Source organism: Streptomyces sp. NPDC030222, from assembly GCF_055573115.1.
The window spans coordinates 75,751-102,461 of sequence record NZ_JBVICA010000027.1 but is presented as its reverse complement, the minus strand read 5'-3'; the positions used below and the strand labels follow the sequence as shown (position 1 = coordinate 102,461).

Below are 26,711 nucleotides of genomic sequence, written 5' to 3'. Positions count from 1 at the left end.
TGGCACGCTGTTGAGTTCTCAAGGAACGGACGCTTCCTTCGTACTCACCCGCAGCGACATTCTCTGGGGCTTTCCTCCGGGCGCTTCCCTTCGGTATTTCGTGTTTCCAGCCTAGCAGATCCGATTTCCGTTTCCGCCACCCGCTGGAGCGGGCTGCCGCGAAGAATTCCGCTTTCGCGGTTTTCTTTCCGGCGGGTGCCGACTCTATCAGCTCTTCACCGGCCTTCTGACCACACCCTCGGCACACAGATGCGCCCGGGAGGTGTAGACCAGTGGTGTAGACCAGTTAGTATCTCGGCCAGAGCAGGCACTGCCTCCCGCGACACGACTCGTGTCGGCGCGTAGGCAGGGGTACGACAGTACAGGCCGTCAGTAGTCCAGGCAAATCGTTTCCGGTGGTCCCGAGGTGCGCAAACCATGACATCACGGAAGAACCGGGACTTCATATGACATACGCTTCTGATCAGTGCGCCGTCCAGGACTGGGAGTGACGGCAGCTCACTGATCTCCGCCCCTGGGAGGCTCCATGACCACCGTGACGTCCCCTATCCCCGGACGTGCGATCGGACTCGCCGCCGTGCCCGACCCCGTCTTCTCCGGCGCGATGGTCGGTCCGGGCACGGCCATCGATCCCGAGCGAGAGCCGTGTGAGGCCGTCGCTCCGGTCGACGGTGTCGTCCTCTCTCTCCACCCCCACGCCTTCGTCATCGTCGACCCCGAGGGACATGGGGTGCTCACGCACCTCGGCATCGACACCGTGCAGCTGGGCGGCCAGGGCTTCGAACTCCTCGTGCACAAGGGGGACACCGTGAGCCGCGGCCAGGCCCTCATCCGCTGGAACCCCGCCGCGGTCGAGGCGGCGGGCAAGTCCCCCATCAGCCCGGTCGTGGCGCTGGAGGCCGGCGCCGAGTCCCTCAGCGGGCTCCGCGAGGACGGGGACGTGAAGGTCGGCGACGAGCTGTTCAGCTGGCAGTAGTCGCATTTCGCCGTGCCGACGGCGACAGGGGCATGCACAGACGGCGGCCGGCAGGCCGCACCGATTCGGGGACGGGTGAGATGGAGACGACGCTGCGAGGCGTGGGTGTGAGTCATGGAGTGGCGATCGGCCAGGTCCGGCACATGGGCACGGCGGTCCTGGAGCCGCCCGCCAAGGGGATTCCGCCGGAGGAGGCGGGACGTGAACAGGGGCGGGCCCGGCAGGCCGTGGACGCCGTGTCGGCCGACCTGATCGCCAGGGGCAATCTGGCCGGCGGCGAGGCGCAGGCGGTGCTCGAGGCGCAGGCCATGATGGCCCAGGACCCTGAGCTGATGGCGGACGTGGAGCGGCGTATCGCCGTCGGTTCCACTGCGGAGCGCGCGGTGTACGACGCGTTCGCCGCCTACCGGGCGCTCCTCGCGGGTGCCGGCGAGTACCTGGCCGGGCGGGTGGCCGACCTCGACGACGTCCGGAACCGGATCGTGGCGCGGCTGCTGGGCGTGCCGATGCCGGGCGTGCCGGACAGTGACGAGCCGTACGTGCTGATCGCGCGCGATCTGGCTCCCGCGGACACGGCGCTGCTCGACCCGGGTCTGGTGCTCGGCTTCGTGACCGAGGAGGGCGGGCCGACCAGTCACAGCGCGATTCTGGCCCGGGCGCTCGGTGTGCCGGCTGTCGTCGCTCTGCCGGGGGCGTGCGAGCTGGCCGAGGGAACGGTGATCGCCGTCGACGGCAGCACCGGTGAGATCTTCGTGGAGCCGAGTGCCGAGGAGCGTGCGGAGCTGGAGCGGGTGGCGGCCGAGCGCAGGGCCGCGCTCGCTGCTTCGACGGGACCGGGTGCGACATCGGACGGGCACAGGGTGCCACTGCTGGCGAACGTCGGTGGTCCGGGTGACGTCGCCGCCGCGGTGGAGGCCGGTGCCGAGGGCGTGGGTCTCTTCCGTACCGAGTTCCTCTTCCTCGACGACAGCAAGACCGCGCCGTCCGAGGAGAAGCAGATCGATGCGTACCGCAAGGTCCTGGAGGCGTTCCCCGAGGGGCGCGTCGTGGTGCGGGTCCTGGACGCGGGTGCGGACAAGCCGCTCGACTTCCTGACGCCGGCGGACGAGCCGAATCCTGCGCTGGGTGTGCGGGGGCTGCGGACGCTGCTCGACCATCCGGAGGTTCTGCGGACGCAGCTGACCGCGCTGGCCCGGGCGGCCGAGGGCCTGCCGGTGCACCTGGAGGTCATGGCGCCGATGGTCGCGGACCGGGCGGACGCCAAGGCGTTCGCGGATGCCTGCCGGGATGCGGGGCTCCCCGCGAAGTTCGGTGCGATGGTCGAGATCCCGTCCGCCGCTCTGCGGGCGCGGTCGATCCTCAAGGAGGTCGAGTTCCTGTCACTGGGCACCAATGACCTGGCCCAGTACACCTTCGCCGCCGACCGTCAGGTCGGGGCCGTCTCGCGACTGCAGGATCCGTGGCAGCCGGCGCTGCTCGACCTGGTCGCGCTGGCGGCCGGGGCGGCGCAGGCCGAGGGCAAGAGCTGTGGGGTGTGCGGCGAGGCCGCGTCGGACCCGCTGTTGGCGTGTGTGCTGACGGGCCTGGGCGTCACCTCTCTTTCCATGGGCTCGGCGTCCATCCCCTATGTCCGGGCGACGCTGGCGAAGTACACGCTGGCGCAGTGCAGGCGTGCGGCGGCTGCGGCGCGTGCCGCGGACAGTGCCGAGGAGGCGCGGGTCGCGGCGCAGGTGGTGCTGTCCGGCGAGTAGCGGCGCTGCGGGTGTGAGTGCCGTGGCCCGAGGGGGTCTTCCGCCGGAAGCCGGCGGAAGACCCCTCGGCCGTTCCTGCCGACCGCCGCCCGTCGGCTGTCAGGGCTTCCTTCGGTGGGTTCCGCCGTCGTCGGGCACGTCCACGGCGAAGCCCGCGCAGTACTCGACGCCGGGTTCCGGAGAAAGGGGTTCGCCGGTGTCGGCGTCGGTGCAGTAGGCGCTGAACACCTCTCCCTCGGTCAGCGGCACGAGGCGTCCGTGCCCCAGGCGCCAGCCTCGGAGGCGGTCGGGGGCGCCCGGGCGGGAGGTCCTCATGACGAGCCCACCCGGGCTCTCGAGAGCGATGCCGACCGCGACCACGGTCACGAACTCGGCGGTCTCGGAGTCGGCCGATGCTGTGGAGCCGTCCGGTTCCGATTCCACCTGGAGGGCGGCCAGGAGCTGTTCCTGTCCCGCGGGGATGCTGCAGACCAGTTGGTGGGTACCGGGTCCCGCGGCTGCCAGCACCGCGAGCAGTGTCCGGGAGGCCTGGTCCTGTGCGGCGTGCCCGATGTCGCCTCCGCAGTCGGTGCACGTGCCGAGGCCGGACAGGATCGTGGTCGCGTAGTCCCAGGTGGCCTTGCGGGCGGCGGCGTCGATGAGAAGGGGGATCAGGGTGTCGATGGGCTGGCCGGTGTAGGTGAGCCGGACGCCGCTTGCGCCGATCTCCGCGGTGAAGCGGGTGCGGCTGGTGGCGGAGTCCGGATCGAGTCCGGCCGAGGTGCAGTAGGCGGCGAACTCGTGGGGGTCGAACAGGGCGACGCTGGTGTGCAGGCCCTGAGCGGCGAGTGTTTCCAGCAGGTACTCGGCGTGGCGCAGGTAAGCCGTGTGGTCGTCGAAGGAGAACGAGCGGTATTTGCGCATCTCCGAGAAGTCCTGCTCGTCGGCGAGGAGCCCGAGGGTGTGGGGCACCTCCCGCCGCAGGTTGTCCCGCTCGTTCGTCTTGCTGTTGCCGGTGTGCGGCATGGGTCCCCCTCTGCACGGTCGATCAATGCTCACTCACCGTAACCGAGGATACTGACAGTGAGGGGTTGCTGAGGCGTCTGCGCACCAGTCGGTGCTGGAAGACGCAGGTCGCGGCGATGACGGCGCCGAACACGGTCCATCCCGCGGGTCCTGTCGCGATGACAGCCGTCACGGCGAGGGGGCCGAGGCTTCGCTGGGCGGACGCGGCGAGTCCGTGCACTCCGAGGTAGGCGCCCTGGGCGGTGCTCGGCGCGAGGGCGAGGGAGAGTTCCCACGAGATCGTCGCGTGGAGCATCTCGGCGAGGGTGAAGACCGCAGCGGCGACGGTGACGGCGATGCTCGCGAGCCATGCCCCGTCGAGGGCGGACGCGGTCATGGCGAGGCCGCCGGCGACGAAGACCGCCGCGAGGGGCAGCAGGAGTCCTCGGCATGACTGCGAGGTGGGGCCGAAGCGGGCCACGGGCACCTGCAGGACCACGACCATCACGCTGTTGAGGACCATGAGCAGCGGGACGAGGCCGTGCGGGGCGTCGGTGGCGTGCGCGATCCAGAGCGGGAGGCCGATCCTGAAGACCGCGTCGTCGAGGAAGAGGACGGTTTCGGTGAGGGTGAACAGCAGATAGGTGCGGTCCCGCCAGGGGCTCCCGGGGCGGCGTGCACCGGGCGCGGCGGTGCCGGACCCGGTGACGGTCCGCCCCGTGGACGGCGGTTCGGCGCAGCGCAGGGTGATCAGGGCGGCACCGATGAAGGAGAGGGCGTCCCCGACGAGGAGGACGCGGTAGACGGTGGCGCCGCCGATGGCGAGTGCGGCGGCCGCGGCCAGTCCGCCGATGGCCCATCCCGCGTTGGCGACGGTGCGGTGGAGGGCCTGGTAGCGGATCCGGTCCGAGCCGGTGATGCGTGCGGCGTAGAGCTTGGTGAGGACGTTCGCCCCGCGGTCGCCGAAGGTGCCGGCGGCGGTGCACAGGAGCAGCAGTGCGTAGTCGTCGGTGGTGAGCAGGGCGAGGGCGGCCAGTGCTCGGACGATCTGCAGGGCGATGAGGAGCCGGGTGACGGGGACCCGGTCGGCGATGCGGCCGGCGACGGGGGATCCTGCGATGCCGACGGCGCCGGCCACGCCCATGAGGGTGCCGATCTCGACGACGGAGAGGCCGGAGACGTAGGTGAGGTAGAGGGCGGCGGTGGCCGCCCAGAGGCCGTTGCCGGTCTTGTCGACCAGGGCGACCCAGAGCATTCTGCGGCCGTCGACGCCGCCCGGGATGCGGGCGGCCCGTTCTTTCAGTGCGGCTGCTCGGCTCGGCAGGCTCACTGGCTCCCCCTTGACGCCATTTATGTATCGATACATAATTCTCTTCGTGGCAGCACAATATTCGATCTCTGGTACGACGGCCAAGGGAATTGCGGAATCCGTCGAACACGCGGTCGCCGAGGGCGCGCTCGGCCCCGGGGACTCCCTGCCTCCCGTCCGCCGGCTCGCGGATGACCTCGGGGTGAGCCCCGGCACGGTGGCCACGGCCTACAAGGAGCTGCGCGGACGGGGTGTGGTGGTCACTCGCGGCCGCGGCGGCACGGTCGTCGCGGCCGCGCCTTCGGTGGCCTCGCGACGGCCCCCGAAGGTTCCGGAAGGGCTGCGAGATCTGGCCGGTGGTCATCCCGACCCGGCGTTCCTCCCCGATCTCCTGCCGCTGGTGCGCATCTCGCCCGGATCGCGCTCGCACCGCGCTACGCCGCGACTGCCGGCGCTGGAGGAGGCCGCGCGGAACTGGCTGGCGGCGGACGGCGTACCGGCGGACCGGGTGACGTTCGCCCATGGTGCGCTCGACTGTGTGGCGCGGCTGCTGACGACGGAGCTGCGGCCCGGTGACGTGGTGGCCATGGAGGACCCCGGCTACCACCACCTGCTGGATCTGGTGCAGTCCATGGGGCTGCGGACCGTTCCCGTGGCCGTGGACGACGAGGGGATGCTGCCCGGCGCCCTGCGGGAGGCCCTGCGCGCCGGAACGCGGGCCGTGGTGTACAGCCCGAGGGCGCAGAATCCGTACGGCGGCTGCTTCTCGCAACGGCGGCGCGACGACCTGGTGGCCGTCCTGCGGGGCGCGCCCGAGGTGCTGGCGGTCGAGAACGATCACGTTGCGGACGTCTCGGGGGCGCCGCTGTACTCGCTCGCCGCCGGGGGCCTCGGGCGATGGGCCCATATCCGTACGGTGACGAAGTACCTGGGCACGGACCTGCGCTGGGCGGTGGCCGCCTGCGATCCCGTCACCGCGGCCCGTCATGACGGGCGGCTGCTGCTGACCTCGGGCTGGGTGAGTCACCTGCTCCAGGAGACGGTGCTCGGACTGCTGACCGGAGAGGAGACCCGGGCGCTCGTGACCCGGGCGGGCGAGGCGTACGGGGAGCGGCGGAGGGCGCTGCTGACGGAGCTCGCGCAGCGGGGTGTGACCGGGCACGGCGCGAGCGGTATGAACGTCTGGGTCCCGGTGCGCGACGAGTCAGCGGTGGTGAACGGGCTGCGGTCCCGCGGCTGGTGGGTCGCGGCAGGTGCCCGGTTCCGGATCGCGTCGCCCCCGGGCGTCCGGATCACCACGGCGGGCCTGGAGCCGGCCGACGCCGCACGTCTGGCCTCGGACTTCGCCGCGGTGCTGGGCGAGTCCGAGGCCACGTACGGCGGCTAGGGCCCCCGGGTCCGGCGGATCAGGGCCCGGCTGGGCCGTGATCCGCCGGACGGGTGTGGCTCAGCCGCGGCGCTCCCGTGCCAGGTCCTCGTAGAAACGCAGCAGTTCGAGGTTGTCGACGGAGCCGGGGTTGACCGCCTTGTCCAGGGGGCTGCCCTGCAGGAGGCGTTTGACCGGCACCTCGATGCGCTTGCCCGTGAGGGTGTGCGGGACCCCGGGGACCTCGATGATGTCGTCGGGGACGTGCCGCGGCGAGAGCTGCTCGCGGATGGTCCGCTTGATGCGGTCGCGCAGGGCGTCGTCGAGGGCCGCGCCGGGGGCGAGGTGCACGAACAGCGGCATCCAGTAGCCGCCGTCCGCCTCCTCCAGGCCGATGACGAGGGATTCACGGATCTCGGGGAGCCGTTCGACGGCCTCGTAGATGTCGGCGGAGCCCATGCGGACGCCCTGCCGGTTGAGGGTGGAGTCGGAGCGGCCGTGGATGATCACCGAACCACGGTCGGTGATGGTGATCCAGTCTCCGTGGCGCCAGACGCCGGGGAACATCTCGAAGTAGCTGTCGCGGTAGCGGCTGCCGTCCGGGTCGTTCCAGAAGTGGATCGGCATGGAGGGCATCGGGCTCGTGACGACGAGTTCGCCGACCTCGCCGATGAGCGGCTTGCCGTGCGGGTCCCAGGCCTGCAGGTCGGTGCCGAGGCAGGGCGCCTGGAGTTCGCCGATGTGCACGGGCAGCGTGGGCACGGCACCGGCGAAGCAGCTGCACACGTCCGTGCCGCCGCTGACCGAGGCGATCCACAGGTCGCCCGTGCTGTCGGCGAACTCGTCGTGCAGCCAACGGAAGCCGTCGGGCGGCAGCGGTGAGCCGGTGGTGGCCACGCAGCCGATGCGGGAGAGGTCGAAGTCGCGGGCCGGATGCACACCGGCCTTGCGGCAGGCCATGACGTAGGCGGCGGAGGTGCCGAACAGCGTGGCGCCGGTGCGTTCGGCGACCCGCCACTGGGCGCCGGTGTCGGGGTAGCCGGGGCTGCCGTCGTAGAGAACCACTGTGGTGCCCGTGAGCAGGCCGGAGACGAGGAAGTTCCACATCATCCAGCCGGTGGACGTGTACCAGAAGAAGCGGTCCTCGGGTCCGAGGTCGCAGTGCAGTCCGAGCTGCTTGAAGTGCTCCAGGAGGATCCCGCCCTGCGACTGGACGATGGCCTTCGGCAGGCCGGTGGTCCCGGAGGAGTAGAGGACCCACAGGGGATGGTCGAAGGGCACCTGCTCGAAGACGGGTTCGTCGTCGCCTCCGGTGAGGGCGGACCAGTCGAGGGCGCCTTCGGGGGCGGCGGTGCCGAGCAGCGGGATGTGGACGACGGCGCGCAGCGTGGGCAGTTCGCGGCGGAGTTCGGCGACGACGTCGCCGCGGTCGTGCTGCTTGCCGCCGTAGCGGTAGCCGTCGACGGTGAAGAGGACGACCGGTTCGACCTGCTGGAACCGGTCGAGGACGCTGCGCGCGCCGAAGTCGGGTGCGCAGGAGGTCCACACGGCCCCGACGGCGGCGGTGGCGAGGAGGGCGACGACGGCCTGGGGGATGTTGGGGAGGTAGCCGCTGACCCGGTCGCCGGGCCGGACGCCCAGCGCTCGGAGCTCTGCGGCGAGCGAGCCCACCTGACGGCGGAGCTCGGCCCAGCTGATCGGGGTGACCTCGTGGGTCTCGTCGACGTGGAGGAGAGCGGCGTCGTCGGCCCGGGTGGGGTCCTCGGCGGTGCGGAGGGCATGCTCCGCGTAGTTCAGGGTGGCGCCCGGGAACCAGCGGGCGCCGGGCATGGCGGAGTCCGCGAGGACCCGCTCGTAGGGGGCGGAGAAGCGGATGTCGAACCAGTCCGCGACGGCCTTCCAGAACGTCTCGAGCTCGTCGACGGACCAGCGGTGCAGTGCCGGGTATCCGCCGGCGGCGGGGGCGCCGTACCGCTCGGCCGCCCAGGTCTGGAAGCGGGTGATCCGGGCGCGGTCGACACGCTCCCGGTCCGGCTGCCAGAGGGGGGCGGTGTTCGCTGCTTCGGTCATGGGGCGGCTCCCGGCTGTACGGCGTACGCGTCGTGTGCGTGTGGCCCGCGCACGTGCGAGGGTGTGCGCGGGCGCGGCTCACAGGGACCATGCCATGTGATCGGGCTGTGCACCAGGGTCGCCCCCTCCATAGCGTGGCGCTCCGGCATGTGGTCCCGCCACGGATGAACGGCAGTTGAACGGACGTACCGGCCGGGCCGATGGATGGCAGGCTGAGCTGCATGGACGCTCATGATCTGGTGCGCTCGGTGAGGTTGGTCGGCTCGTTGCAGGGGATGCGGACGGTGCGGTCGGCGTGGCGGCGGTATCGCACGGACGCGCGGGATCTGCCGGACCGCGGCGCGGAGCGGGCGCGTGTGCCGGGTCCGGCGGTCGGCGCGGCGCCGTGCCCGGGGGGCGGGGTGATCCGGTTCGCCCGGGCCCGGCTGCGGGTGTTCGTCGCGACGGGCGGGGCGGTCTTCTGGGGCTGGGACGGGGCGGACCCCCTGCCCTCGTACGCGCTGGGCGACGTGTGTCCGGAGCCCGATACGCGTGCCCAGCTGGAGCCGGACACCGGCGGCGGCTGGCGGGTGGTGTCGGAGCGGGTGACGGTCACCGTGTCGCGGCATGGCGCGGTCGGGATCCGTACCCCGGGCGGGATGGTGCTGCGCCGGGAGCTGCCGCCCCGCTGGTGGGAGCCGGTCACGGGCACCGGCGGGGGCGGCCGGGGCGGATCGGGCCCCGCCGGAGCGGTCCGGACGGGATCGGGCGCCGCCACCGGGCCCGGAGGCCGTGGCCCCGGGCCGGGCTGCGAGGGGCCCGGGGCGCCGGACCGGGCGGTGCGCTGGGCGGTGCGGTCGGAGGTGCCCGCGGACGCCCGGTTCTTCGGACTCGGCGGGCGCGCCGCCGGGCCCAGGCTGCGGAACGGGGTGTACCGGCTGTGGAACACGGATCCCGGCGGGAGTTTCGCGCCCGGTGACGATCCCCTGTACATCACCATGCCGGTGCAGCTGGTGGTCTCCGACGCGGCCACCCACATGACGTTCTACGACAACTCGTGGGACGGACGGTTCGTGCTGCGCGAGGGTGCGGAGGGGGCGGGCTCGGGGCACGACCGCCGGGGCACCAGTGAGCTGCGGATGGAGGGCGGCCCGCTGCGCTGCTGGGTGCTGACGGGCACGCCGGCCCGGGTGCTGCAGGGCTGGGCCGTACTCACCGGGCAGCCGGCGGTGCCGCCTGCCTGGGCGCTCGGTCCGCAGCACGCGCGCTGGGGGTTCGGCAGCGAGACCGAGGTGCGGCGGGTCGTGGCCGGGTACCGGGAGCGGGGGCTGCCGTTGTCGGTGCTGCACCTGGACATCGACCACTACGACGGGCACCGGGTGTTCAGCGTCGACCGGGAGCGCTTCCCTGAACTGCCCCGGCTGGCGGCGGATCTGCGTGAGGAGGGGGTACGGCTGGTGTCGATCGTCGACCCCGCGGTGCCCGCCGAACCCGGGAACGCGGTGTACGACAGCGGCCGGAAGGCCCGGGCGTTCGTCAGGGACGCACGGGGCGAGGAGGTACGGGGCGTGGTGTGGCCCGGGGAGTGCGCGTTCCCCGACTTCACCGATGCGGAGGTACGGCACTGGTGGGGGTCGCTGTACGAGGAGCGGCTTCGCCAGGGGTTCTCCGGGGTGTGGCACGACATGAACGAGCCCGTGTCGTTCGCGCCGTTCGGTGATCCGTCGCTGCCCCGCTCGGCGCGGCACGCGATGGACGGGCGCGGCGGCGACCACCGGGAGGCGCACAACGTCTACGGACTGCTGATGGCGCGGGCGGGTTACGAGGGGCTGCGGCGGCTGCGGCCCGGCGAGCGGCCGTTCCAGTTCTCCCGTTCCGGCTGGGCGGGGATGCAGCGGTACGGGGGGACGTGGTCCGGGGACGTGGGGACCGGCTGGCCCGGGCTGCGGGCCTCGCTGGCGCTGGTCCTGGGCCTCGGGCTGTGCGGTGTGCCGTACTCGGGGCCGGATGTGGGCGGTTTCGACGGGACGCCGTCGCCGGAGCTGTTCCTGCGGTGGTTCCAGCTCGGTGCGTACCTCCCCCTCTTCCGTACGCACGCGGCGCTCTCGGCGGGGCGGCGCGAGCCGTGGGAGTTCGGTCCGCAGGTGCTGGAGGGCGCCCGGGCCGCGCTCGCGGAGCGGGAGCGGCTGCGGCCGTACTTCGTGACGCTGTCGCACCTGGCGCGGCTGACGGGTGCGCCGTATGTCCGGCCGGTGTGGTGGGACACGCCCGCGGACCGCGCCCTGCGCGACTGCGAGGACGCGTTCCTGCTGGGCGACGCGCTGCTGGTGGCGCCGGTGCTGGAGCGCGGCGCCGACCGACGGGCCGTGCGGCTGCCGCGGGGCCGCTGGTACGACACGGCGACCGGGGCCGCCCACGAGGGTCCGGGGCAGGTGCTGCTGGAGGCCCCGCAGTCGAGGATTCCGGTGCTGGCGCGGGCCGGTTCGGTGATACCGGTGCGCGGCCCGGACGGCGGGGCGGAGCTGGAGGTATGGACGCCCGCCGTGGGCCGCACGGGCGGCGGGGCGTTCGTCACGGACACCGGTGACGGGTGGGACGAGCCGGTGGTGGAGCGGTTCACCACACGGGTGAAGCGTGGCCGTGTGGTGGTGGAACGGCTGCTGGACGACGGGTCGCGCGCCCAGCCGGACCGCCCGGTGAGGGTGCGCGGCGGTGGGGGCGGGGCGCGGGCGACGGCCGGTCAGCCGTAGCGGCCCGCGAACCAGGAGCGGACGGCCTCGGTGTGGAGGGGGAACGCGAGCTCGGCGGGTCCGCGGAGGACGTGCCAGCCGCTGGTCTCCGCGGTGGCGGTGGAGGGCGGCAGTTCCTCGGCGCGCCGGGCGGGGAGCAGGCCGAAGAGGAGGAGGTGGACCGGGGAGCCGAGGGCCTCGGCGAGGCGGACGTCCCTGGCGTCGGCCTCGATGCCCGTTTCCTCGCGGAGTTCGCGCACGACGGCTTCCCGCCAGTCCTCGGCGTGGTCGATGAACCCTCCGGGCAGCGCGACGCCCCCGAGCCGGGGTTCGATGGTGCGGGTGATGACGACGAGTCCGGTGCCCTGCTCGTCGGTCACCGGCAGGAGGGCGACGGCGACGGGGAGCGGTCCGCGATAGGCGGTGTCGCCGCAGGAGGTGCAGGTGCGGGGCCATCCTCGCGGGTCGGCGTAGGGCGCGCCGCAGGAGGCGCAATGGGAGTCCCGGACCGGTCGTTTCTGGGATGCGGACACGCGGCGGACTCTAGTCGATGGTCCTTCCCGGCACTGCCGTTCCCCTGGTAGAGGGAGGTGGTGTGACTCGCCGTACCGCCCGCCGCGTGACCCGCTTCCGCTCCGCCCGGCGCGGAGGGGTGGCCTCCGTGGCCGCGTTCGCCGCCCTCGTAGGCGCGAGAGTCGCCCGGGAATTCCAGGGAGTGCTGCCTGGTCCGTTCCGGCTTCTCCGCGCGGCCGTTACGGTGCCTCCTATGCCCCAGCAGACCTTTGACTCGTACGAGGAGTTCTGGCCCTACTACGTCGCGATGCATTCCCGGGCCGCCACCCGCTGGGTGCATCTCGCGGGCACGCTGACCGGGCTGGCCGTGAGCGCGTACGGGCTGGCACGGGGCAGGAGACGCTATGCGTCGGCGCTTCCCCTGATCGGGTACGGCACGGCCTGGTCCGCGCACTTCCTGATCGAGAGGAACAACCCGGCCACCTTCGGCCATCCCGCGTGGTCGCTGCGCGGCGACGCGCGGATGATCCGGATGATGCTGACGGGACGGGACCGGGAACTGGCGGAGACCGCTGCCAAGTGGCTCGCCGCGAACGGCTGACCGTGGCACACTTCTGACGTTCCGTCAGATCGGTGCTGGGGAGGTGCCGTGCCAGGAACCCGTACGCCTGTGGTGGCCGGATGGTTCACCGCGGATGCCGAGGAGGACTTCCAGCTGCTGGGCACGCGCTGCGCGGCGTGCAGCGCGGTGTTCTTCCCCCGCGAGGACTCCTTCTGCCGCAATCCCTCGTGCGGCGGCGGCGAGCTCGTGGAGGTCCCGCTGTCGAAACGCGGCCGCGTCTGGTCGTACACCGACGGGCGCTACCGGCCGCCGGCGCCGTACCCGTCGGACCCGGACGCGGAGTGGCGGCCGTACACCCTGGTCGCGGTCGAGCTGGAGGCCGAACGCATGGTGGTGCTCGGCCAGGCCGCGCCGGGTACGACGGCGGCGGATCTCGCGGTAGGCATGGAGATGGAGATCGTCCCCGGGGTGCTGTCCGAGGAAGCGGGCACGGTGTGGACGACCTGGCACTGGCGGCCGGCCTGTCCGGCCGGGGACGCGCGACCGGCGGGAGCGGCGTCATGAGCGGCGATGTCGCCGTCCTCGGCATCGGCATGCACCCCTGGGGCAAATGGGGACGCGGTTTCGTGGAGTACGGCACGGCCGCCGCCCGCCAGGCGCTGGCCGACGCCGGCATCGAGTGGCGGGACGTCCGGTCGGTGGTCGGTGCCGACACGGTGCGGTCCGGCTATCCGGGCTATGTGGCCGGGGCGACGTTCGCGCGCGCACTCGGCTGGCAGGGCGCCCGGGTCACCAGCGTCTACGCGGCGTGCGCCTCGGGCGCCCAGGCCATCGCCACCGCGCGGGCCCAGATCCTCGCCGGGATCGCCGACGTCGTTCTGGTCGTGGGCGCGGACTCCGCCCCCAAGGGGTTCTTCGCGCCGGCGGGAGGCGACCGCCCGGACGATCCCGACTGGCTGCGCTTCCGTGTGCTCGGGGCGACCAACCCGGCGTACTTCGCGCTCTACGCCCGGCGCCGCATGGCCGAACACGGCGACACGATCGAGGACTTCGCACGCGTCAAGGTGAAGAACGCCGCGGCCGGAGCGCTGAATCCGCTCGCCCGCTACCGCAGGCCCGTCACGGAGGAGGAGGTCGCCGCCTCCGCCGTGGTCGCCGATCCGCTGCGCCTGCTGGACATCTGCGCCACCTCCGACGGGGGTGCGGCGCTCGTGCTGTCCGGCATGGAGTTCGCGCGGCGTCACGGCGCCGCCGATCCGGTGCGCATCCGGGCCGTCTCCACCGTCACCCCTGCCTATCCGAACACCGTGCTGGACCTGCCGGACTTCGCCACCGACAGCGCGCCCGCCGGGCACGCGGACACCGTCCCGTTCCGGTCCTCCATCGCACGTGCCGCGTACGAAGAGGCCGGCATCGGCCCCGAGGACCTGTCGCTCGCCGAGGTCTACGACCTTTCCACGGCACTGGAGTTGCAGTGGTACGAGGACATCGGTCTGTGCGGTCCCGGGGAGGGGGCCGAGCTGCTGAGGGACGGGGCCACCGCGCTCGGCGGCCGGATCCCCGTCAACCCGAGCGGCGGACTTGCCTCTTTCGGGGAAGCGGTGCCGGCCCAGGCCCTGGCCCAGGTCTGCGAGGTGACCCGGCAGCTGCGCGGCACCGCCGGGAATCGGCAGATCGGCGGCGCGCGGACCGGAATCACCGCGAACCAGGGGCTGTTCGGCCATGGCTCCGCCGTGATCGCCGTCCGCTGACGGGCCCGGACGTCCGTCAGCGGCGGCACCGAAGGGCCGGCCCGCAGGCCGGGGCGGGTACGGGCACTCAGCGCACGGATGCATGAACAGCGTGTGAACCCGCCCGCCGGGACGGCCCGCCGCGCCATCATGCTGCCGTGCGCTCCTGGACGGCCTCTCTCCGATTCGCGTTCCAGCCCGTCGTCAATCTGGCGACCGGTTCGGTGAGCGCCCTGGAGATACTGGCGCGGCCCGAAAACGGGGACGTCCTGGCAAGGGCGCGCCGCGAACCGGAGCTCGACGTCGAACTGGCCGCACTCGCCCTGCTGTCGGCCGCCCGCAAGGAGACCCTGCTGCCGCTGCACGTGAACGTGTTCGCGGCGACGGCCGCCGACCTCGGCGGTCTGGGTGCGCTGCGGGCCGCCGTGCACGAGGCCGACCGGCTGCCGTGGGAGATCACGGTGGACCTCGGCCCGCCCTTCGCACACGTGCCGCACGCGGCGCTGCGCGAGGCGGTCGCCACGCTGCGGGCGGACGGCTTCCGGATCAGCATGGACGGGGTCGGCGACGGGGATCTGCCGCTGCGGCTGCTCGCCGAGCTCGCCCCCGACCTCGTCAAGCTCGACGCCTCCCTGCTGGCCCATCCGCCGGTGATCTCTGCGATGCGGGAGCTGTGCGCCGGCACGGGTGCGCTGCTCGCGGTCGAGGGTGTGGAGACCGAGCGGCAGCACGCCGTGGCCCGCGAGGCAGGCGCCCATCTCGCGCAGGGACATCTGTTCGCGGCGCCGTCGCGGATACCCGCCGCGGACGTCTTCGTACCACCGCAGCCCGCGGCCGGCGAGTACGGGCCGCCGGCCGCGTCGGGGCCGCTGGTCAGGGAGTTCCTGCGGCCCGCCGCGGTGCTGCCGGTGTCCGCGTCGTCCGGGCGGGTGCGGGCGTTGCTGACCGGGAAACCGGATGCGTCCGGCGTGCTGCTGGTGGACGACCGGGGCGTGCCGGTCCGCGCGGTGGACCGGGACCGCTTCCTGATGTCGCTGTCCGGACGGTACGGGCACGCCCTCTACGCCGACCGGCCCGCCGCACGGCTCGCCGATCCCCCGCGCACCGTCGGGCTCCACGCGACCGCATGGGAGGTCCTGGACGTCTTGGCGGACGGTGAGCGTAGCCGGACCGCCGACGACGTGGCGGTCGTCGACGGGCAGGGCCGCGGGGTGGGGGTCGTACGGCTCGCCGATCTGGTGCGGGCGCTGGCCGAGAGCCGGGTGGAGGAGGCGGCGCGGCTCAATCCGCTCACCCGGCTTCCGGGGACGGACTCGGTGAACGGCGAGGTGGACCGCCGGATCGCGGCCGGGCGGCCGTTCGCGCTGAGCTGGCTGGACGTCGACGGCTTCAAGCAGATCAACGACGGCGCGGGCTTCGCCGCCGGGGACGAGCTGATCCGCGGGGTGGGCCGGGCGCTGGCGCAGCTGGCGGCCGCCTGCGAGACGGCCGCCGGGGCGCCGGGAGCGCTCCGGGTGGGGCACATCGGGGGCGACGACTTCCTGGTCCTCGCGGACCCGGAGCAGCTGGAGGCGGTCGCCGCGGCGGTACTGGACGTACCGTGGTCGGCGGGCGGAGTGCCGGTGTCGCTGTCCCTCGCGACCGTGGTGTGCACACCGGGCAGCGTGGCGGGGCACATGCAGGCGGCGGCCTGTCTGGCGCCGCTGAAGAAGACGGCGAAGGGGCTGCCGGGACCGAGCTGGGTGCTCGCCCGCGCGGGCGGCAACCATGAGATCCGTCGCGGCGCCCTCGCCCCCGCCCCGGGCCGGATCCGCCCCGGCGCCGGCTGAGGAGCCACGGGACGGGGGACAGGTCGGGGGGAAGGGACGGCGGCCGGCCCCGCGGCACAGGATCGCGGACGCGCAGGATGCTTGACGGTTCGTCAGGCCAGGGGAAGAGTTCCGGCAGTACGTGCGTCGCCGGCGTCGCCCGCCCGGCTCCCGGGTGGACGGGGCTCCGGGCGCACGGCCCGTACCCCGGTCGGCGGGGGTACGGGCCGTGTCCGGACGGTCAGGTCGGAACCGGACTGCGGCGGCGACGGGCCGCGGCGGCGGCGTGCTCGACCACGGTGATCAGGGTCTCCTTGACCGACTCCCGCTCCCTGGCGTCGCACATCACCAGAGGGACGTCGGGGTCGAGGTCCAGCGCGTTGCGCACCGTCTCCTCCGGATAGCGGTCCGCGTCCTCGAAGCAGTTCACCGCGAGGACGAACGGCAGCTCGCGGCGCTCGAAGTAGTCGACCGCCGCGAAGCAGTCCTCGAGACGCCGGGTGTCGGCGAGCACCACGGCTCCGAGCGCCCCCTGGGCCAGCTCGTCCCAGAGGAACCAGAACCGGTCCTGACCGGGTGTCCCGAAGAGGTAGAGCACCAGATCCTCCCGGAGGGTGATCCGGCCGAAGTCCATGGCGACGGTCGTCGTGGTCTTCGCCTCCACGCCGGAGGTGTCGTCCACCGGACGGCCCGCCTCGCTCAGGGTCTCCTCGGTGCGCAGCGGTCTGATCTCGCTGACGGCGCCCACCAGCGTGGTCTTGCCCACGCCGAAGCCGCCCGCCACCAGGATCTTCAGAGTCACCGGCTCGACGGGCCGCGTGCCGCGGCTAGAGCGCCCGAAGGCCATTGATCACCTCGCGAAGGATGCTTTCGTCCGGCAGCTCGGCCGGCGGTACGGGTCGGGTCACATGCACCAGTCCGTCCGCGACGAGATCACCGACCAGTACCCGGACCACCCCGACGGGGAGGTCCAGACCTGCGGCGAGCTCGGCGATCGACTGGGGGGTTTCCAGGCACCGCTCGACGATCTCCAGGTGTTCCGGGGAGAGCGAGTGGTCGCTGCCCGGGTCGTCGGCGGCGGGCTCGGGGACGACCAGGGCGATCAGGTCGAGCGGGTGCCGTACGGTCGCGCTGGTGCGCCCCCGCGTCATCGCGTACGGGCGTACCACCGGTCCGGCCTCGTCGTCGAACCAGTGGTGCGGTCTCTGCGCTCGGGCCACGTCGCTCATGCCCTCCCCCCGGCCGTCATGCGGGCAGACCGCTCCGCGGGGCGGTCTTCAGGTGGGCACCGACGCGCTTGACCATCAGCGTCATCTCGTAGGCGACCTGACCGACGTCGGAGTCGGCGTCGGAAAGAACGGCGAGGCAGCTGCCGTCACCCGCGGCGGTGACGAAGAGGAAGGCGTCGTCCAGCTCGACCATGGTCTGGCGCACCCGGCCGGCCTCGAAGTGGCGGCCGACGCCCTTGGCGAGGCTGTGGAATCCCGAGGCGACGGCAGCCAGGTGCTCGCCGTCCTCGCGGGTGAGGTCCCTCGACCTGCCCGTGGGCAGACCGTCGCTGGAGAGCACCAGCGCCTTGCGGATACTGCCGACCCGGTCGACGAGCTCGTCGAGGAGCCAGTCGAGCTCTCCGCCGCTGCGTCCCGTGGCGTCGTGTACTGCGGACTGCGGTGCGGTCATCGACCGTCCCCCTCCGGTGTGGTTCGGTGTGTTGTCTCGGCGGCTGCGCCGTCCTCGGCGTTCTGCCGCCGGCCGCGCTGCCAGCCGCGCTGGAGTGAGGCCATACGGTCGCGTACTTCGTCGGCGTCGCGCTCGGTCTCGGGCGGCGCCGGGTGCTCGACCGGGGTGCGGTGGGCGGCCGATCCGTCCTTCAACTGCGGTGCCAGGCTCGCCTGGCGCACCCGGCGGGGCAGGCCCCCGGCGGGGCCTGCGCCCTGCGGTGCGCCTCCGGGGGCGAGCACGGGTGCCGGGGTCCCCTCCGCTGTCGGTGCTGCCTGCGAGGACGTCCGGCCCCCGGACGGGGGCGTACGGTCGCCCGGCGACGGCCCGTCCCCCGCCCGGGGAACGGTGTCCCCCTGACTGCGACGTTCCGTCCGTGCCGTGCGCGTCGCCGGTCCCGCCGCGGGTTCATCCGTGTCGACCCGGCGGCCGCGGTCGGACACCAGGGTCGGCTGCCGGCGCCGGGTCGGCAGTGGAACCGGGCCGCCGCCCATGGGGAGCACGGTGCCGGTGCGTTCCACGGGTTCGTCGTCGATCTGCTTCGGCCGTTCACGGCGCGGTGCCGGGTCGGGCCTGGCGCCGCCGAGGAGTCCGCTGCGTCCGCCGTCGTCGAGCGGGGTGAGGACGCCGAGCCGGTCCGGCTCCTCGAAGTCGAACGGGCCGACGGGGCCTTCCAGCTCGACGGGGCCGTCGAGGACGGCGGGCGCGGGGGCTCCGACCGGGAGCGGGGAGAGCGATCCGCGCCGGCCGTTCGAGCCGCGGGGAGTGCCGTCGGTGCTCCGGCGGCCCTCCGTCACGCGGCGGTCGGCGGGTTCTGCGCTCTCCTTGCGGTCGAGACGGAAGCCGGTGCCGTGGGTCTCCGGGGCGTCGGTGAGCAGTGACGCCGGGATGAAGACGACGGCGGTGGTGCCTCCGTACGGCGAGGTCTGGAGCGCGACCCGGACGTTCTGCCGCTGGGCGAGCCTGCTGACGACGAAGAGACCGAGCCGGTCGGTGTCGGAGAGTTCGAACTCGGGTGTCTCCGCGAGCCGGAGGTTGGCGTCGAGGAGGGCGTCTGGGGCCATGCCGAGCCCCCGGTCGTGGATCTCGAGGGTGAAGCCGTTGGCCACGCGTTCGCCGAGGACCTGGACGGCGGTGTGCGGGGGCGAGAACACCGTGGCGTTCTCGAGGAGTTCCGCGATGAGATGGGTCAGGTCGGCGACGGCAGGGCCGCTCACCCCGATCCGCGGGAGCCTGCGCACCTCGATGCGCTCGTAGTCCTCGACCTCGGCGACGGCGGCCCGGACCACGTCCATGAGCTGGATCGGCTTGCGCCACTGCCGGGAGGGAGCCGCGCCGGAGAGGATCACCAGGCCCTCGGCGTGCCGGCGCATACGGGTGGTGAGGTGGTCGAGGCGGAACAGGTCGGCGAGTTCCCCGGTGTCCTCGGTACGGCGCTCCATGGTGTCGAGGAGCGTGAGCTGCCGGTGCAGCAGGACCTGGTTGCGGCGTGCGAGGTTGACGAAGACCTCGGAGATGCCGCGGCGCATCTCGGACTGCTTGACGGCTGCCTCGACCGCGGCGCGCTGGAGGGTGTTGAGGGCCTGGCCGACCTGGCCGATCTCGTCCTTCTCGTATTCGAGGCGCGGTGCCTCGGTCTCGACGTCCACCTGTTCACCCGCGGCGAGCCGGCGCATCACGCTGGGGAGGCGGACGCCGGACGCCTCGTGGGCGTCCTTGCGCAGCCGGGACAGGTCCCGGACCAGTTCCCGGCCGATGCGTGCGGAGACCAGGATCGAGGCGAGGAGCGCGAGGAAGCCGAGCACACCGGCGAGGGCGGCCTTGAGGAAGACGTTGACTGCGACGGGTTCGACACGGTCCTGGTAGCGGCGGCCGGCGTCGGCGTCCTCCTGGGCGAGGCCGTCGACGACGGGAGTCGCCACCGCCGCCCAGCGGGTGGCCCCGATCGCGGAGCGCTTGACCGGGCCCTCGTCGACGAGGGCCTCCTCGGTGTTCTCCAGCTGGGACATCTCCGGGCCGCCCAGGTACTGCTCGAATATGAGGCGTTCCGAGGCGGGGAGTATCTCCAGGTTGACGTCGTACAGCAGCCGGCGGTTGGCGGCGAGGGTGGTGACCTGGTGGAGTTCGGCGTCGTCGATGCTGCCGTCGACGAGGGCCGAGGCGACGAGCGCGTCCTCACGGGAGAGCAGTTCGCGGGCGCGGGCGATGCCGACGAGGGCGCGGCCCTGCTTGTCCATCTCCACGTTCTCCAGGGCGTGGAGGGCCGCCATGAAGCTGTAGCAGGGATCGACCAGGTGGTTGAAGCGGTCGAGCGCCTCGCTGCGGTTGAGCGTGGTGCCGTCGACTCCTGCGCGGATCCGCCGGATGTCGTCGAGGGCCTGGAGGATCGAGGTGAGGCGGCCCGCCATCGCGGGGGTCATCTCGCCGCTGACGTCGGGGTCCTTGGCATTGGCCCTGATCCTGGCGACGGCCTGGTCGGTCGCGGCGCGCTTCTGGCGCAGGCTCGTCAGAGCGTCGGAGGCGCCGGGGTCGGCGATGTGGACGAGGGTCTGCCGCCGCTCCTGCTGGATGACCTGGACGGTGTCCTCGATGGGGTAGCCGATCTTGTCGACGATGTGGGCGACGTCGAGCAACTGGGCGGCCTCGCGCCCGGTGAGGACCGTGGCGAAGCCCCACATACCGGTGAGGGAGACCAGCGGTACGAGCAGCAGCGCCACGATCTTCCTGCGGATGGACTTCCCGCGAAAGCGCATGGCCTCCCCCAGCTGCCCCGGTCCGACGGGGTGGTCTTCCGTCAACAAACGGCGCGAGCCTACTACTGACAAGGTGACAACTCGAAGAGACGTCCGGGCTGAATTCAGCCGCCCGCGTTCGGGGCGATCACGACTTGACCTGCTTTTCCCGGAGATGGTGTCCCTGGGTGTGGCCGAGGACACCCCATCATGACGCTTTCGCCACACCTGGGCGGATGGCTGGAATTCTGCCTTCCGCGGGAATCATTCCGGCCGTTCATTCGTCTCTGTGTACGGAGTGGGGTGGTGCGCGGGGCGCGTCGGCACACCCCGAGGTGGGGAGTGAACCTTCATGAGTGCTGAGGGACACCGATCGTTGTGGATCGAAGAGCCCGCGGTGCGGCCGAGGATGCCGGATCCGGTACGGACGTCGGCCGTCCGGGCGGTGCTGATCGTGGCGGTGACGCTGGTTCTGGCCGTGATCGCCTTCCTGTTCACCGTGTCGGGATCCTGGCTGGGCTTCCCGATCGTGCTGGGGAGCGTGGCCGGGACCGTGGTGGCGACCTGGGCGGTACTGGACGTCTGGGTGACCCGACAGGTGTGGAACCAGCGCCACGGCGTGGTGTCGGTACCGAGCAGTACGGCGCGGCAGTTGCGGCGTGAGCGGCGGAGAGCCCGGCGTGCGGCGCGGGCCCAGGAACGGGAAGCCGCGCGAATACGACGCCGCGGGGTGGGACGGCTCTCGCGGGCATGACGGCGAGGGCGGGGCACGGCGGCGAGGGCGGGCTTCAGCCGGGGCGTGAAGGGCCCGGCGCCCAGGGAGACTTCCCGCACCGGGGCTCGGGGGCGCACTGTCGTGCGTCGCGCCGCCGGGCGTTGCGCTGTCGGACATCGCGCTGGCGCACATCCCGGAACCGCGCTGTGTCCCGCTCCTGTCGGGCGACTCGGCGGCTCGGGACCCTGTAGGGCGGGGCCGGACCGCGCCGGGGTGCCGTATGCCGTGCGCCGGCCGTCTGGCGCGTTCGAGCCGGACACAGGCGCTGTTTCGCCTACGACGCATCGTGATGCAACGCAATGCGCGACAGAATCCTCACCGGGGTGTCCCCGAGCCTCAGGGGTCCCCCGGAACGGCGGTTCGGGACGAGTCACGGACGGTGGGGGAGCGCACCCTTGGACGACACGACGGGCACGGCCGAGGAGACCACGGAGAGCCGGCGCGGCGCGGCGAGCGCCGTCCAGTCGGTGGACCGCGCCATCAGCGTGCTGGAGTTCCTGGCGCGGTACGGGGAAGCCGGTGTCACGGAGATCGCCGGCGCGCTCGGGGTGCACAGGTCGACGGCGTTCCGGCTGCTCGGCGTACTGGAGAACCGCGGCCTGGCCGTCCAGGAGGGGGAACGGGGGAAGTACCGCCTGGGCGCTGGGGTGCTGCGGCTGGCCGGCGCGGCCACGATACGCCTGGACATATCCCAGGAGGGCCTCCCGGTCTGCCGGGCGCTCGCGGACGACACCGGTGAGACCGCCAATGTCGCGGTACCGGACGGAGATGCGGCGGTGAACATCATGCAGGCGCGCGGAGCGGCGGCCGTCACGGCGCACAACTGGCTGGGCCGGCGCACCCCACTGCACGCGACGGCCGGCGGCAAGGCCCTGCTGGCCCATATGCCGGAGGAGCGGCGCGAGGCAGTGCTGTCCAGGACGCTCCCCCGGTTCACCGCACACACCATCACGGACGCCCAGACGCTGCGCACGGAACTCGCCGCGGTCGCCGAGCAGGGCTATGCGTGCACCACCGAGGAGCTGGAGAACGGGCTCAACGCGGTGGGGGCCGAGGTACGCGGCCACGACGGATCGGTGATCGGCGCGATCGGGGTGTCCGGGCCGGCGTACCGGCTGGCCGCGGAGCGGCTGCCCGAGGTCGCGGAGCGTGTCGTCGAGGCGGCCCGGGAGTTCTCCCGGCGTATGGGATATGCGCTGTGACGGGCAGCCGGGAGGCGGCATGTGGACGCAAGGAGCTGCGACCAGCCGGATTGATGGTCATTTAGCGCCAATTGACGCGCCACCCTTGACGCTCTCGGAAGCCGTCCCGAGGATGTCTCACATCGCGCAACGAATAGTGCAATACGCAACAGAAGGGGTGAGGCTGTGTCGCATGAGGTCCGCGCCGTCGTCGCGTTGAAGAAGGGCGCGCCGGTCGAGGTCCAGACGGTTCTCGTGCCCGACCCGGGACCCGGGGAGGCTCTTGTCGCGGTACAGGCGTGCGGCGTCTGCCACACCGATCTGCACTACCGGGAAGGCGCGATCAGCGACGACTTCCCGTTCCTGCTGGGCCATGAGGCGGCCGGGACCGTCGAGGCGGTCGGGGAGGGCGTGACCGACCTGGCGCCCGGTGACTATGTGGTCATCGCCTGGCGGGCACCCTGCGGGACCTGCCGTTCCTGTCGCAGGGGACGGCCCTGGTACTGCTTCGACAGCCGCAACGCGGCCCAGCCCATGACACTGCTGGACGGCACGCCGCTCTCCCCCGCGCTCGGCATCGGTGCGTTCGCCGAGAAGACCCTGGTGGCCGCCGGCCAGGCGGTGAAGGTCGACCCCGCCGCACGCCCCGAGGCCGCCGGCCTGATCGGCTGCGGTGTGATGGCCGGATTCGGCGCCGCCGTCAACACCGGTTCGGTGGGCCGGGGCGACACCGTGGCCGTCATCGGCTGCGGCGGCGTCGGCAACGCCGCCATCGCCGGCGCCGCCCTGGCCGGCGCCCGGCGCATCATCGCCGTCGACATCGACGACGCCAAACTCGACGGCGCGACCCGCTTCGGGGCGACGCACACCGTCAACTCCCGCGGGACCGACCCCGTCGAGGCGGTGCGCGAACTGACCGGGGGCTTCGGTGCCGACGTGGTCATCGAGGCGGTCGGCCGCCCGGAGACGTACCGGCAGGGGTTCTACATGCGCGACCACGCGGGTGTGTTGGTCCAAGTGGGCGTGCCCGAGCCGGAGATGCGGATCGACCTGCCGCTGCTCGACGTGTTCTCACGCGGCGGGGCCCTCAAGTCGTCCTGGTACGGGGACTCCTTGCCGAGCCGGGACTTCCCCACCCTCATCGACCTGTATCTCGCGGGCAGGCTCGACCTCGACGGCTTCGTCTCGGAGACCGTCGCGCTCGACCAGGTGGAGCAGGCCTTCACCAAGATGCACCGCGGTGAGGTGCTCCGCTCGGTGGTCGTCCTGTGAGCGACGCACCCGAGGCGGTGGGGTCCGTCCGGGTCGAACGGGTGGTCACGTCGGGCACGTTCAGCCTGGACGGGCAGACGTTCGACGTCGACAACAACGTCTGGCTGATCGGCGACGACCGAGAGGTGCTGGTCGTCGACGCGGCGCATGACGCCGAGGCCATCCGCGCGGCCGCCGGGGAACGGCTCGTCACCGCGGTCGTGTGCACGCACGCCCACGACGACCACATCGGCGCCGCGCCCGCGCTCGCGGCGGCGGCGGGTGCCCCGGTGCTGCTCCACCCCGACGACCGGGAGTTGTGGGAGGCCACCCACCCGGCACGCAAACCCGACGGGGAACTCTCCGACGGCCAGGTCCTCACCGTCGCCGGGACCTCGCTCCACGTGCTGCACACTCCCGGACACACCTGGGGCGCGGTCTGCCTGTACGCGCCCGCCCTCGGCCGGGTCTTCACCGGCGACACCCTCTTCCACGGCGGCCCGGGCGCGACCGGCCGTTCGTACTCCGACGCGGACACCATCGTCCGTTCCATCCGCGAGCGGCTCCTCGCCCTGCCCGGCGGCACGGTCGTGCACACGGGCCACGGCGAGGACACCACGATCGACGCCGAACGCCGGCACGTCCCCGCGGCCTGAGTGCGGCCGGCGCCTCCCAGGGCGCCGGCCGCGCACCCGCCCGCACGGCACCCGCCCCGCTCGGCAAACACCCCACTCGGCACCACCCCCCACATGGCACGGCCCCCGCATTCCGCACCGCAATGAGGAGGGGTATGTCCAGCACGCCTGAAAGCACTGCGCACGTCCCGCGCACCACCGCACGCGTGGTGATCATCGGCGCCGGGATCGTCGGCTGCTCGCTCGCCGACGAACTCACCGCTCGTGGCTGGTCCGACGTCACCGTCCTGGAGCAGGGGCCGCTCGACGTCCCCGGCGGTTCCACCTCGCACGCACCCGGGCTGGTGTTCCGGACGAACCCGTCGCGGACCATGACCGCCTTCGCCGCCCGCACCGTCGAGAAGTTCCTCGGACTGGAGGTCGACGGGCTCCCCTGCTTCCTGCAGGTCGGCGGCCTCGAGGTGGCCACCACCCCGGAGCGCTGGGCCGATCTGCACCGCAAGGCCGGTCTCGCCGCCTCCTGGGGCGTCCGGGGCGAACTGCTCCCCCCCGACCGCTGCAAGGAGCTCTGGCCGCTGCTCGACGAACACCTCGTCCTGGGCGGCTTCCACACCCCCGACGACGGCCTGGCCCGCGCGCTGCCCGCCTGCCGGGCGCAGATCCGCGACGCCACGGCCCGCGGCGCCCGGTTCCTGGACCGCCACACGGTGACCGCGATCGCGCAGGACGGGGGCCGGGTCACCGCCGTGGTCACCGACCTCGGCACCTTCCCCGCCGACGTAGTGGTCTCCGCGGCCGGCTTCTGGGGGCCGGTGATCGGCCGCATGGCCGGGGTCACCGTGCCGCTCCAGCCGCTCGCCCACCAGTACGTGCGGACCACGCCGCTGCCGGGGCCCGGCGGCGCCCACGGCCCGCGTCCCGAGGCGAGCCGCCCGATCCTGCGCCTGCAGGACGCCGATCTCTACGTCCGTGAGCACGCCGACCGGATGGGCATCGGCTCGTATGCCCACCGGCCGCTCCCCGTCGACCCGTTCACCGTGCCCGCGTACGACGAGACCCGGATGATGCCGTCGGTCCTGCCGTTCACCCCGGACGACTTCGACCCGAGCTGGGAGGACTGCCGCCGGCTGCTGCCCGCGCTGCGCTCCGCCCGGATCGAGGAGGCGTTCAACGGCGTCTTCTCCTTCACGCCCGACGGCATGCCGCTGCTCGGCGAGTCCCGTGAGCTGCACGGCTTCTGGCTGGCCGAGGCGGTGTGGGTGACCCATTCGGCGGGCGCCGCCCGGGCCCTGGCCGAATGGCTGACCGACGGCCGGCCGTCCCTCGACCTCCACGAGTGCGACCCGCACCGCTTCGAGGGCGCCCAACTCTCCCCCGCGTACATCGCCGAACGCGGCGCCCGGCAGTTCGTCGAGGTGTACGACATCGTGCATCCGCTCCAGCCCCCGGAGCAGCCGCGTCCGCTGCGGGTCTCCCCGTTCCACTGCCGGCAGCGGGAACTGGGCGCGTTCTTCCTGGAGGGGGGCGGCTGGGAGCGGCCGCACTGGTACGAGGCGAACGCCCCGCTCGCCGCCGGTACGGCGGTGCCCGGCCGGGACGCCTGGTCGGCCCGCTACTGGTCGCCGATCGCGGCGGCCGAGGCACGGGCGACCCGGGAACGGGTCGCCCTGTACGACATGACCCCGCTCCGGCGTCTGGAGGTCACCGGTCCCGGGGCGCTGGAGTTCCTCCAGCGGATGACCACCAACCAGCTGGCCAAGAAGCCCGGCGCGGTGACGTACACGCTCCTCCTCGACGAGGCGGGCGGGGTGCTGAGCGATCTGACCGTGGCCCGGCTCGGCCCCGATCGTTTCCGGATCGGGGCCAACAGCGCCGCGGACCACGAGCGGCTCCGGCGGCACGCGCCGCCGGGCGTGCAGGTCCGGGACATCACCTCCGGCACGTGCGGCATCGGTGTGTGGGGCCCGCTCGCCCGGGACCTGGTGCAGCCGCTGACCCGGGACGACTTCTCCCATGAGGGCTTCGGCTACTTCAGGGCCCGGCGCACCCACCTCGGGTACGTCCCGGTGACCGCGCTGCGGCTGAGCTACGTCGGGGAGCTGGGCTGGGAGCTGTACACCACCGCGGATCTGGGGCTGCGGCTGTGGGACACCCTGTGGGAGGCGGGCCGGGCGCTCGGGGTGGTCGCGGCGGGCCGCAGCGCCTTCGAGAGCCTGCGGCTGGAGAAGGGCTACCGGGCGTGGGGGCGTGACATGACCGCCGAGCACGATCCCTTCGAGGCGGGGCTCGGCTTCGCCGTCCGGATGGACAAGGGCGACTTCGTCGGCCGGGCGGCGCTCGCGGGACGATCCGCGGAGGGGGTGTCGCGCCGGCTGACGTGTCTCGTGCTGGACGACCCGGCTTCCGTCGTCCTCGGCAAGGAGCCGGTGTTCGTCGACGGTGCCCCCGCCGGCTACGTGACCAGCGCCGCGTACGGGTACGCCGTCGGGCGCTGCGTCGCCTACGCGTGGTTGCCGCCCCTGGGGCCGGGAACGCCCGTGCACGTCGAGTACTTCGGTGAGAAGGTCCCGGCGACGGTCGCCGAGGAGCCGCTGTTCGACCCGCAGATGAGCCGGATCCGCTGCTAGCAGCCGCCAGGAGG

The 26,711-nt window shown here is 72.8% G+C and carries 21 protein-coding genes; 13 read left to right on the top strand and 8 right to left on the bottom strand.

Annotation, left to right across the window (positions count from 1 at the left end; genetic code table 11):
- The first annotated feature begins 526 nt into the window (after positions 1-526).
- Both ACZ4Z5_RS29855 and ptsP read left to right on the top strand, forming a co-directional pair.
- The gene (locus ACZ4Z5_RS29855) at positions 527-976 is read left to right on the top strand and encodes a PTS sugar transporter subunit IIA (RefSeq protein WP_468268537.1); all 450 of its coding nucleotides are present in this window, start codon (positions 527-529) and stop codon (positions 974-976) included.
- Between the two features lie 80 nt (positions 977-1,056).
- On the top strand, positions 1,057-2,727 hold the full coding sequence (gene ptsP / locus ACZ4Z5_RS29850; RefSeq protein ID WP_468268534.1) for a phosphoenolpyruvate--protein phosphotransferase: 1,671 nt from the start codon (positions 1,057-1,059) through the stop codon (positions 2,725-2,727).
- 99 nt (positions 2,728-2,826) lie between these two features.
- Here ptsP and ACZ4Z5_RS29845 read toward each other — a convergent pair whose 3' ends face one another.
- Together ACZ4Z5_RS29845 and ACZ4Z5_RS29840 are read right to left on the bottom strand one after the other, a co-directional pair.
- A complete protein-coding gene (locus tag ACZ4Z5_RS29845) occupies positions 2,827-3,732 on the bottom strand; it encodes a hypothetical protein (protein ID WP_468268531.1) in 906 nt (301 codons plus the stop codon).
- A gap of 22 nt (positions 3,733-3,754) precedes the next feature.
- The gene (locus ACZ4Z5_RS29840; protein WP_468268528.1) at positions 3,755-5,041 is read right to left on the bottom strand and encodes an MFS transporter; all 1,287 of its coding nucleotides are present in this window, start codon (positions 5,039-5,041) and stop codon (positions 3,755-3,757) included.
- Between the two features lie 46 nt (positions 5,042-5,087).
- On the opposite strand from ACZ4Z5_RS29840, the gene ACZ4Z5_RS29835 reads away from it, so the two are divergent.
- Positions 5,088-6,407 (top strand): aminotransferase class I/II-fold pyridoxal phosphate-dependent enzyme, encoded by a 1,320-nt coding sequence (locus tag ACZ4Z5_RS29835; RefSeq protein ID WP_468268525.1) that lies wholly within the window; start codon positions 5,088-5,090, stop codon positions 6,405-6,407.
- Positions 6,408-6,467: 60 nt separating this feature from the next.
- Here the strand turns inward: ACZ4Z5_RS29835 and ACZ4Z5_RS29830 are convergent, their stop codons facing one another.
- A complete protein-coding gene (locus ACZ4Z5_RS29830; protein ID WP_468268522.1) occupies positions 6,468-8,456 on the bottom strand; it encodes an acetoacetate--CoA ligase in 1,989 nt (662 codons plus the stop codon).
- A 221-nt stretch (positions 8,457-8,677) separates the two neighbouring features.
- On the opposite strand from ACZ4Z5_RS29830, the gene ACZ4Z5_RS29825 reads away from it, so the two are divergent.
- Entirely contained in the window at positions 8,678-11,185 is a 2,508-nt protein-coding gene (locus tag ACZ4Z5_RS29825) for a glycoside hydrolase family 31 protein (RefSeq protein WP_468268519.1), read from the top strand.
- On the opposite strand, the gene ACZ4Z5_RS29820 is transcribed toward ACZ4Z5_RS29825, so the two are convergent.
- Positions 11,176-11,697: an NUDIX domain-containing protein gene (locus ACZ4Z5_RS29820; protein WP_468268517.1), complete on the bottom strand. Its 522-nt coding sequence runs from the start codon at positions 11,695-11,697 to the stop codon at positions 11,176-11,178. The two genes, ACZ4Z5_RS29825 and ACZ4Z5_RS29820, sit on opposite strands and share 10 nt — an antisense overlap.
- 233 nt (positions 11,698-11,930) lie before the next feature.
- Between ACZ4Z5_RS29820 and ACZ4Z5_RS29815 the strand changes: the two genes are divergently transcribed.
- From ACZ4Z5_RS29815 to ACZ4Z5_RS29800, 4 genes are all read left to right on the top strand, one after another.
- Positions 11,931-12,278 (top strand): Mpo1-like protein, encoded by a 348-nt coding sequence (locus ACZ4Z5_RS29815; RefSeq protein WP_468268514.1) that lies wholly within the window; start codon positions 11,931-11,933, stop codon positions 12,276-12,278.
- 69 nt (positions 12,279-12,347) lie between these two features.
- Positions 12,348-12,803, top strand: coding sequence for a Zn-ribbon domain-containing OB-fold protein (locus ACZ4Z5_RS29810; protein ID WP_468268555.1), 456 nt, complete (start codon positions 12,348-12,350; stop codon positions 12,801-12,803).
- Positions 12,800-13,990, top strand: coding sequence for a lipid-transfer protein (locus tag ACZ4Z5_RS29805; protein ID WP_468268511.1), 1,191 nt, complete (start codon positions 12,800-12,802; stop codon positions 13,988-13,990). The genes ACZ4Z5_RS29810 and ACZ4Z5_RS29805 overlap by 4 nt, the downstream gene beginning before the upstream one ends.
- Before the next feature lie 137 nt (positions 13,991-14,127).
- Entirely contained in the window at positions 14,128-15,798 is a 1,671-nt protein-coding gene (locus ACZ4Z5_RS29800; protein ID WP_468268508.1) for an EAL domain-containing protein, read from the top strand.
- Between the two features lie 220 nt (positions 15,799-16,018).
- Here the strand turns inward: ACZ4Z5_RS29800 and ACZ4Z5_RS29795 are convergent, their stop codons facing one another.
- Genes ACZ4Z5_RS29795 through ACZ4Z5_RS29780 form a run of 4 tightly spaced genes read right to left on the bottom strand, consistent with a single transcriptional unit; the run spans position 16,019 to position 20,249 of the window.
- Positions 16,019-16,624: a GTP-binding protein gene (locus ACZ4Z5_RS29795; RefSeq protein ID WP_468268505.1), complete on the bottom strand. Its 606-nt coding sequence runs from the start codon at positions 16,622-16,624 to the stop codon at positions 16,019-16,021.
- Positions 16,605-17,006, bottom strand: a complete 402-nt coding sequence (locus ACZ4Z5_RS29790) for a DUF742 domain-containing protein (RefSeq protein ID WP_468268502.1) — start codon at positions 17,004-17,006, stop codon at positions 16,605-16,607. The genes ACZ4Z5_RS29795 and ACZ4Z5_RS29790 overlap by 20 nt, the downstream gene beginning before the upstream one ends.
- 16 nt (positions 17,007-17,022) lie before the next feature.
- Entirely contained in the window at positions 17,023-17,457 is a 435-nt protein-coding gene (locus tag ACZ4Z5_RS29785; protein ID WP_468268499.1) for a roadblock/LC7 domain-containing protein, read from the bottom strand.
- Complete coding sequence (locus ACZ4Z5_RS29780; protein WP_468268496.1) at positions 17,454-20,249, bottom strand: sensor histidine kinase; 2,796 nt, start codon at positions 20,247-20,249, stop codon at positions 17,454-17,456. Before ACZ4Z5_RS29780 ends, ACZ4Z5_RS29785 begins: the two co-directional genes overlap by 4 nt.
- Positions 20,250-20,580: 331 nt before the next feature.
- On the opposite strand from ACZ4Z5_RS29780, the gene ACZ4Z5_RS29775 reads away from it, so the two are divergent.
- From ACZ4Z5_RS29775 to ACZ4Z5_RS29755, 5 genes are all read left to right on the top strand, one after another.
- Positions 20,581-20,982 carry a hypothetical protein gene (locus ACZ4Z5_RS29775; RefSeq protein ID WP_468268493.1) on the top strand — a complete coding sequence of 134 codons (402 nt, stop codon included), beginning with the start codon at positions 20,581-20,583 and terminating at the stop codon, positions 20,980-20,982.
- A gap of 416 nt (positions 20,983-21,398) precedes the next feature.
- Positions 21,399-22,205, top strand: coding sequence for an IclR family transcriptional regulator (locus tag ACZ4Z5_RS29770; RefSeq protein ID WP_468268491.1), 807 nt, complete (start codon positions 21,399-21,401; stop codon positions 22,203-22,205).
- A 165-nt stretch (positions 22,206-22,370) separates the two neighbouring features.
- Positions 22,371-23,456 carry an S-(hydroxymethyl)mycothiol dehydrogenase gene (locus tag ACZ4Z5_RS29765; protein ID WP_468268489.1) on the top strand — a complete coding sequence of 362 codons (1,086 nt, stop codon included), beginning with the start codon at positions 22,371-22,373 and terminating at the stop codon, positions 23,454-23,456.
- Positions 23,457-23,473: 17 nt separating this feature from the next.
- The gene (locus ACZ4Z5_RS29760; protein WP_468268552.1) at positions 23,474-24,091 is read left to right on the top strand and encodes an MBL fold metallo-hydrolase; all 618 of its coding nucleotides are present in this window, start codon (positions 23,474-23,476) and stop codon (positions 24,089-24,091) included.
- Positions 24,092-24,225: 134 nt separating this feature from the next.
- A complete protein-coding gene (locus tag ACZ4Z5_RS29755; RefSeq protein WP_468268487.1) occupies positions 24,226-26,697 on the top strand; it encodes a GcvT family protein in 2,472 nt (823 codons plus the stop codon).
- Positions 26,698-26,711 lie beyond the last annotated feature (14 nt).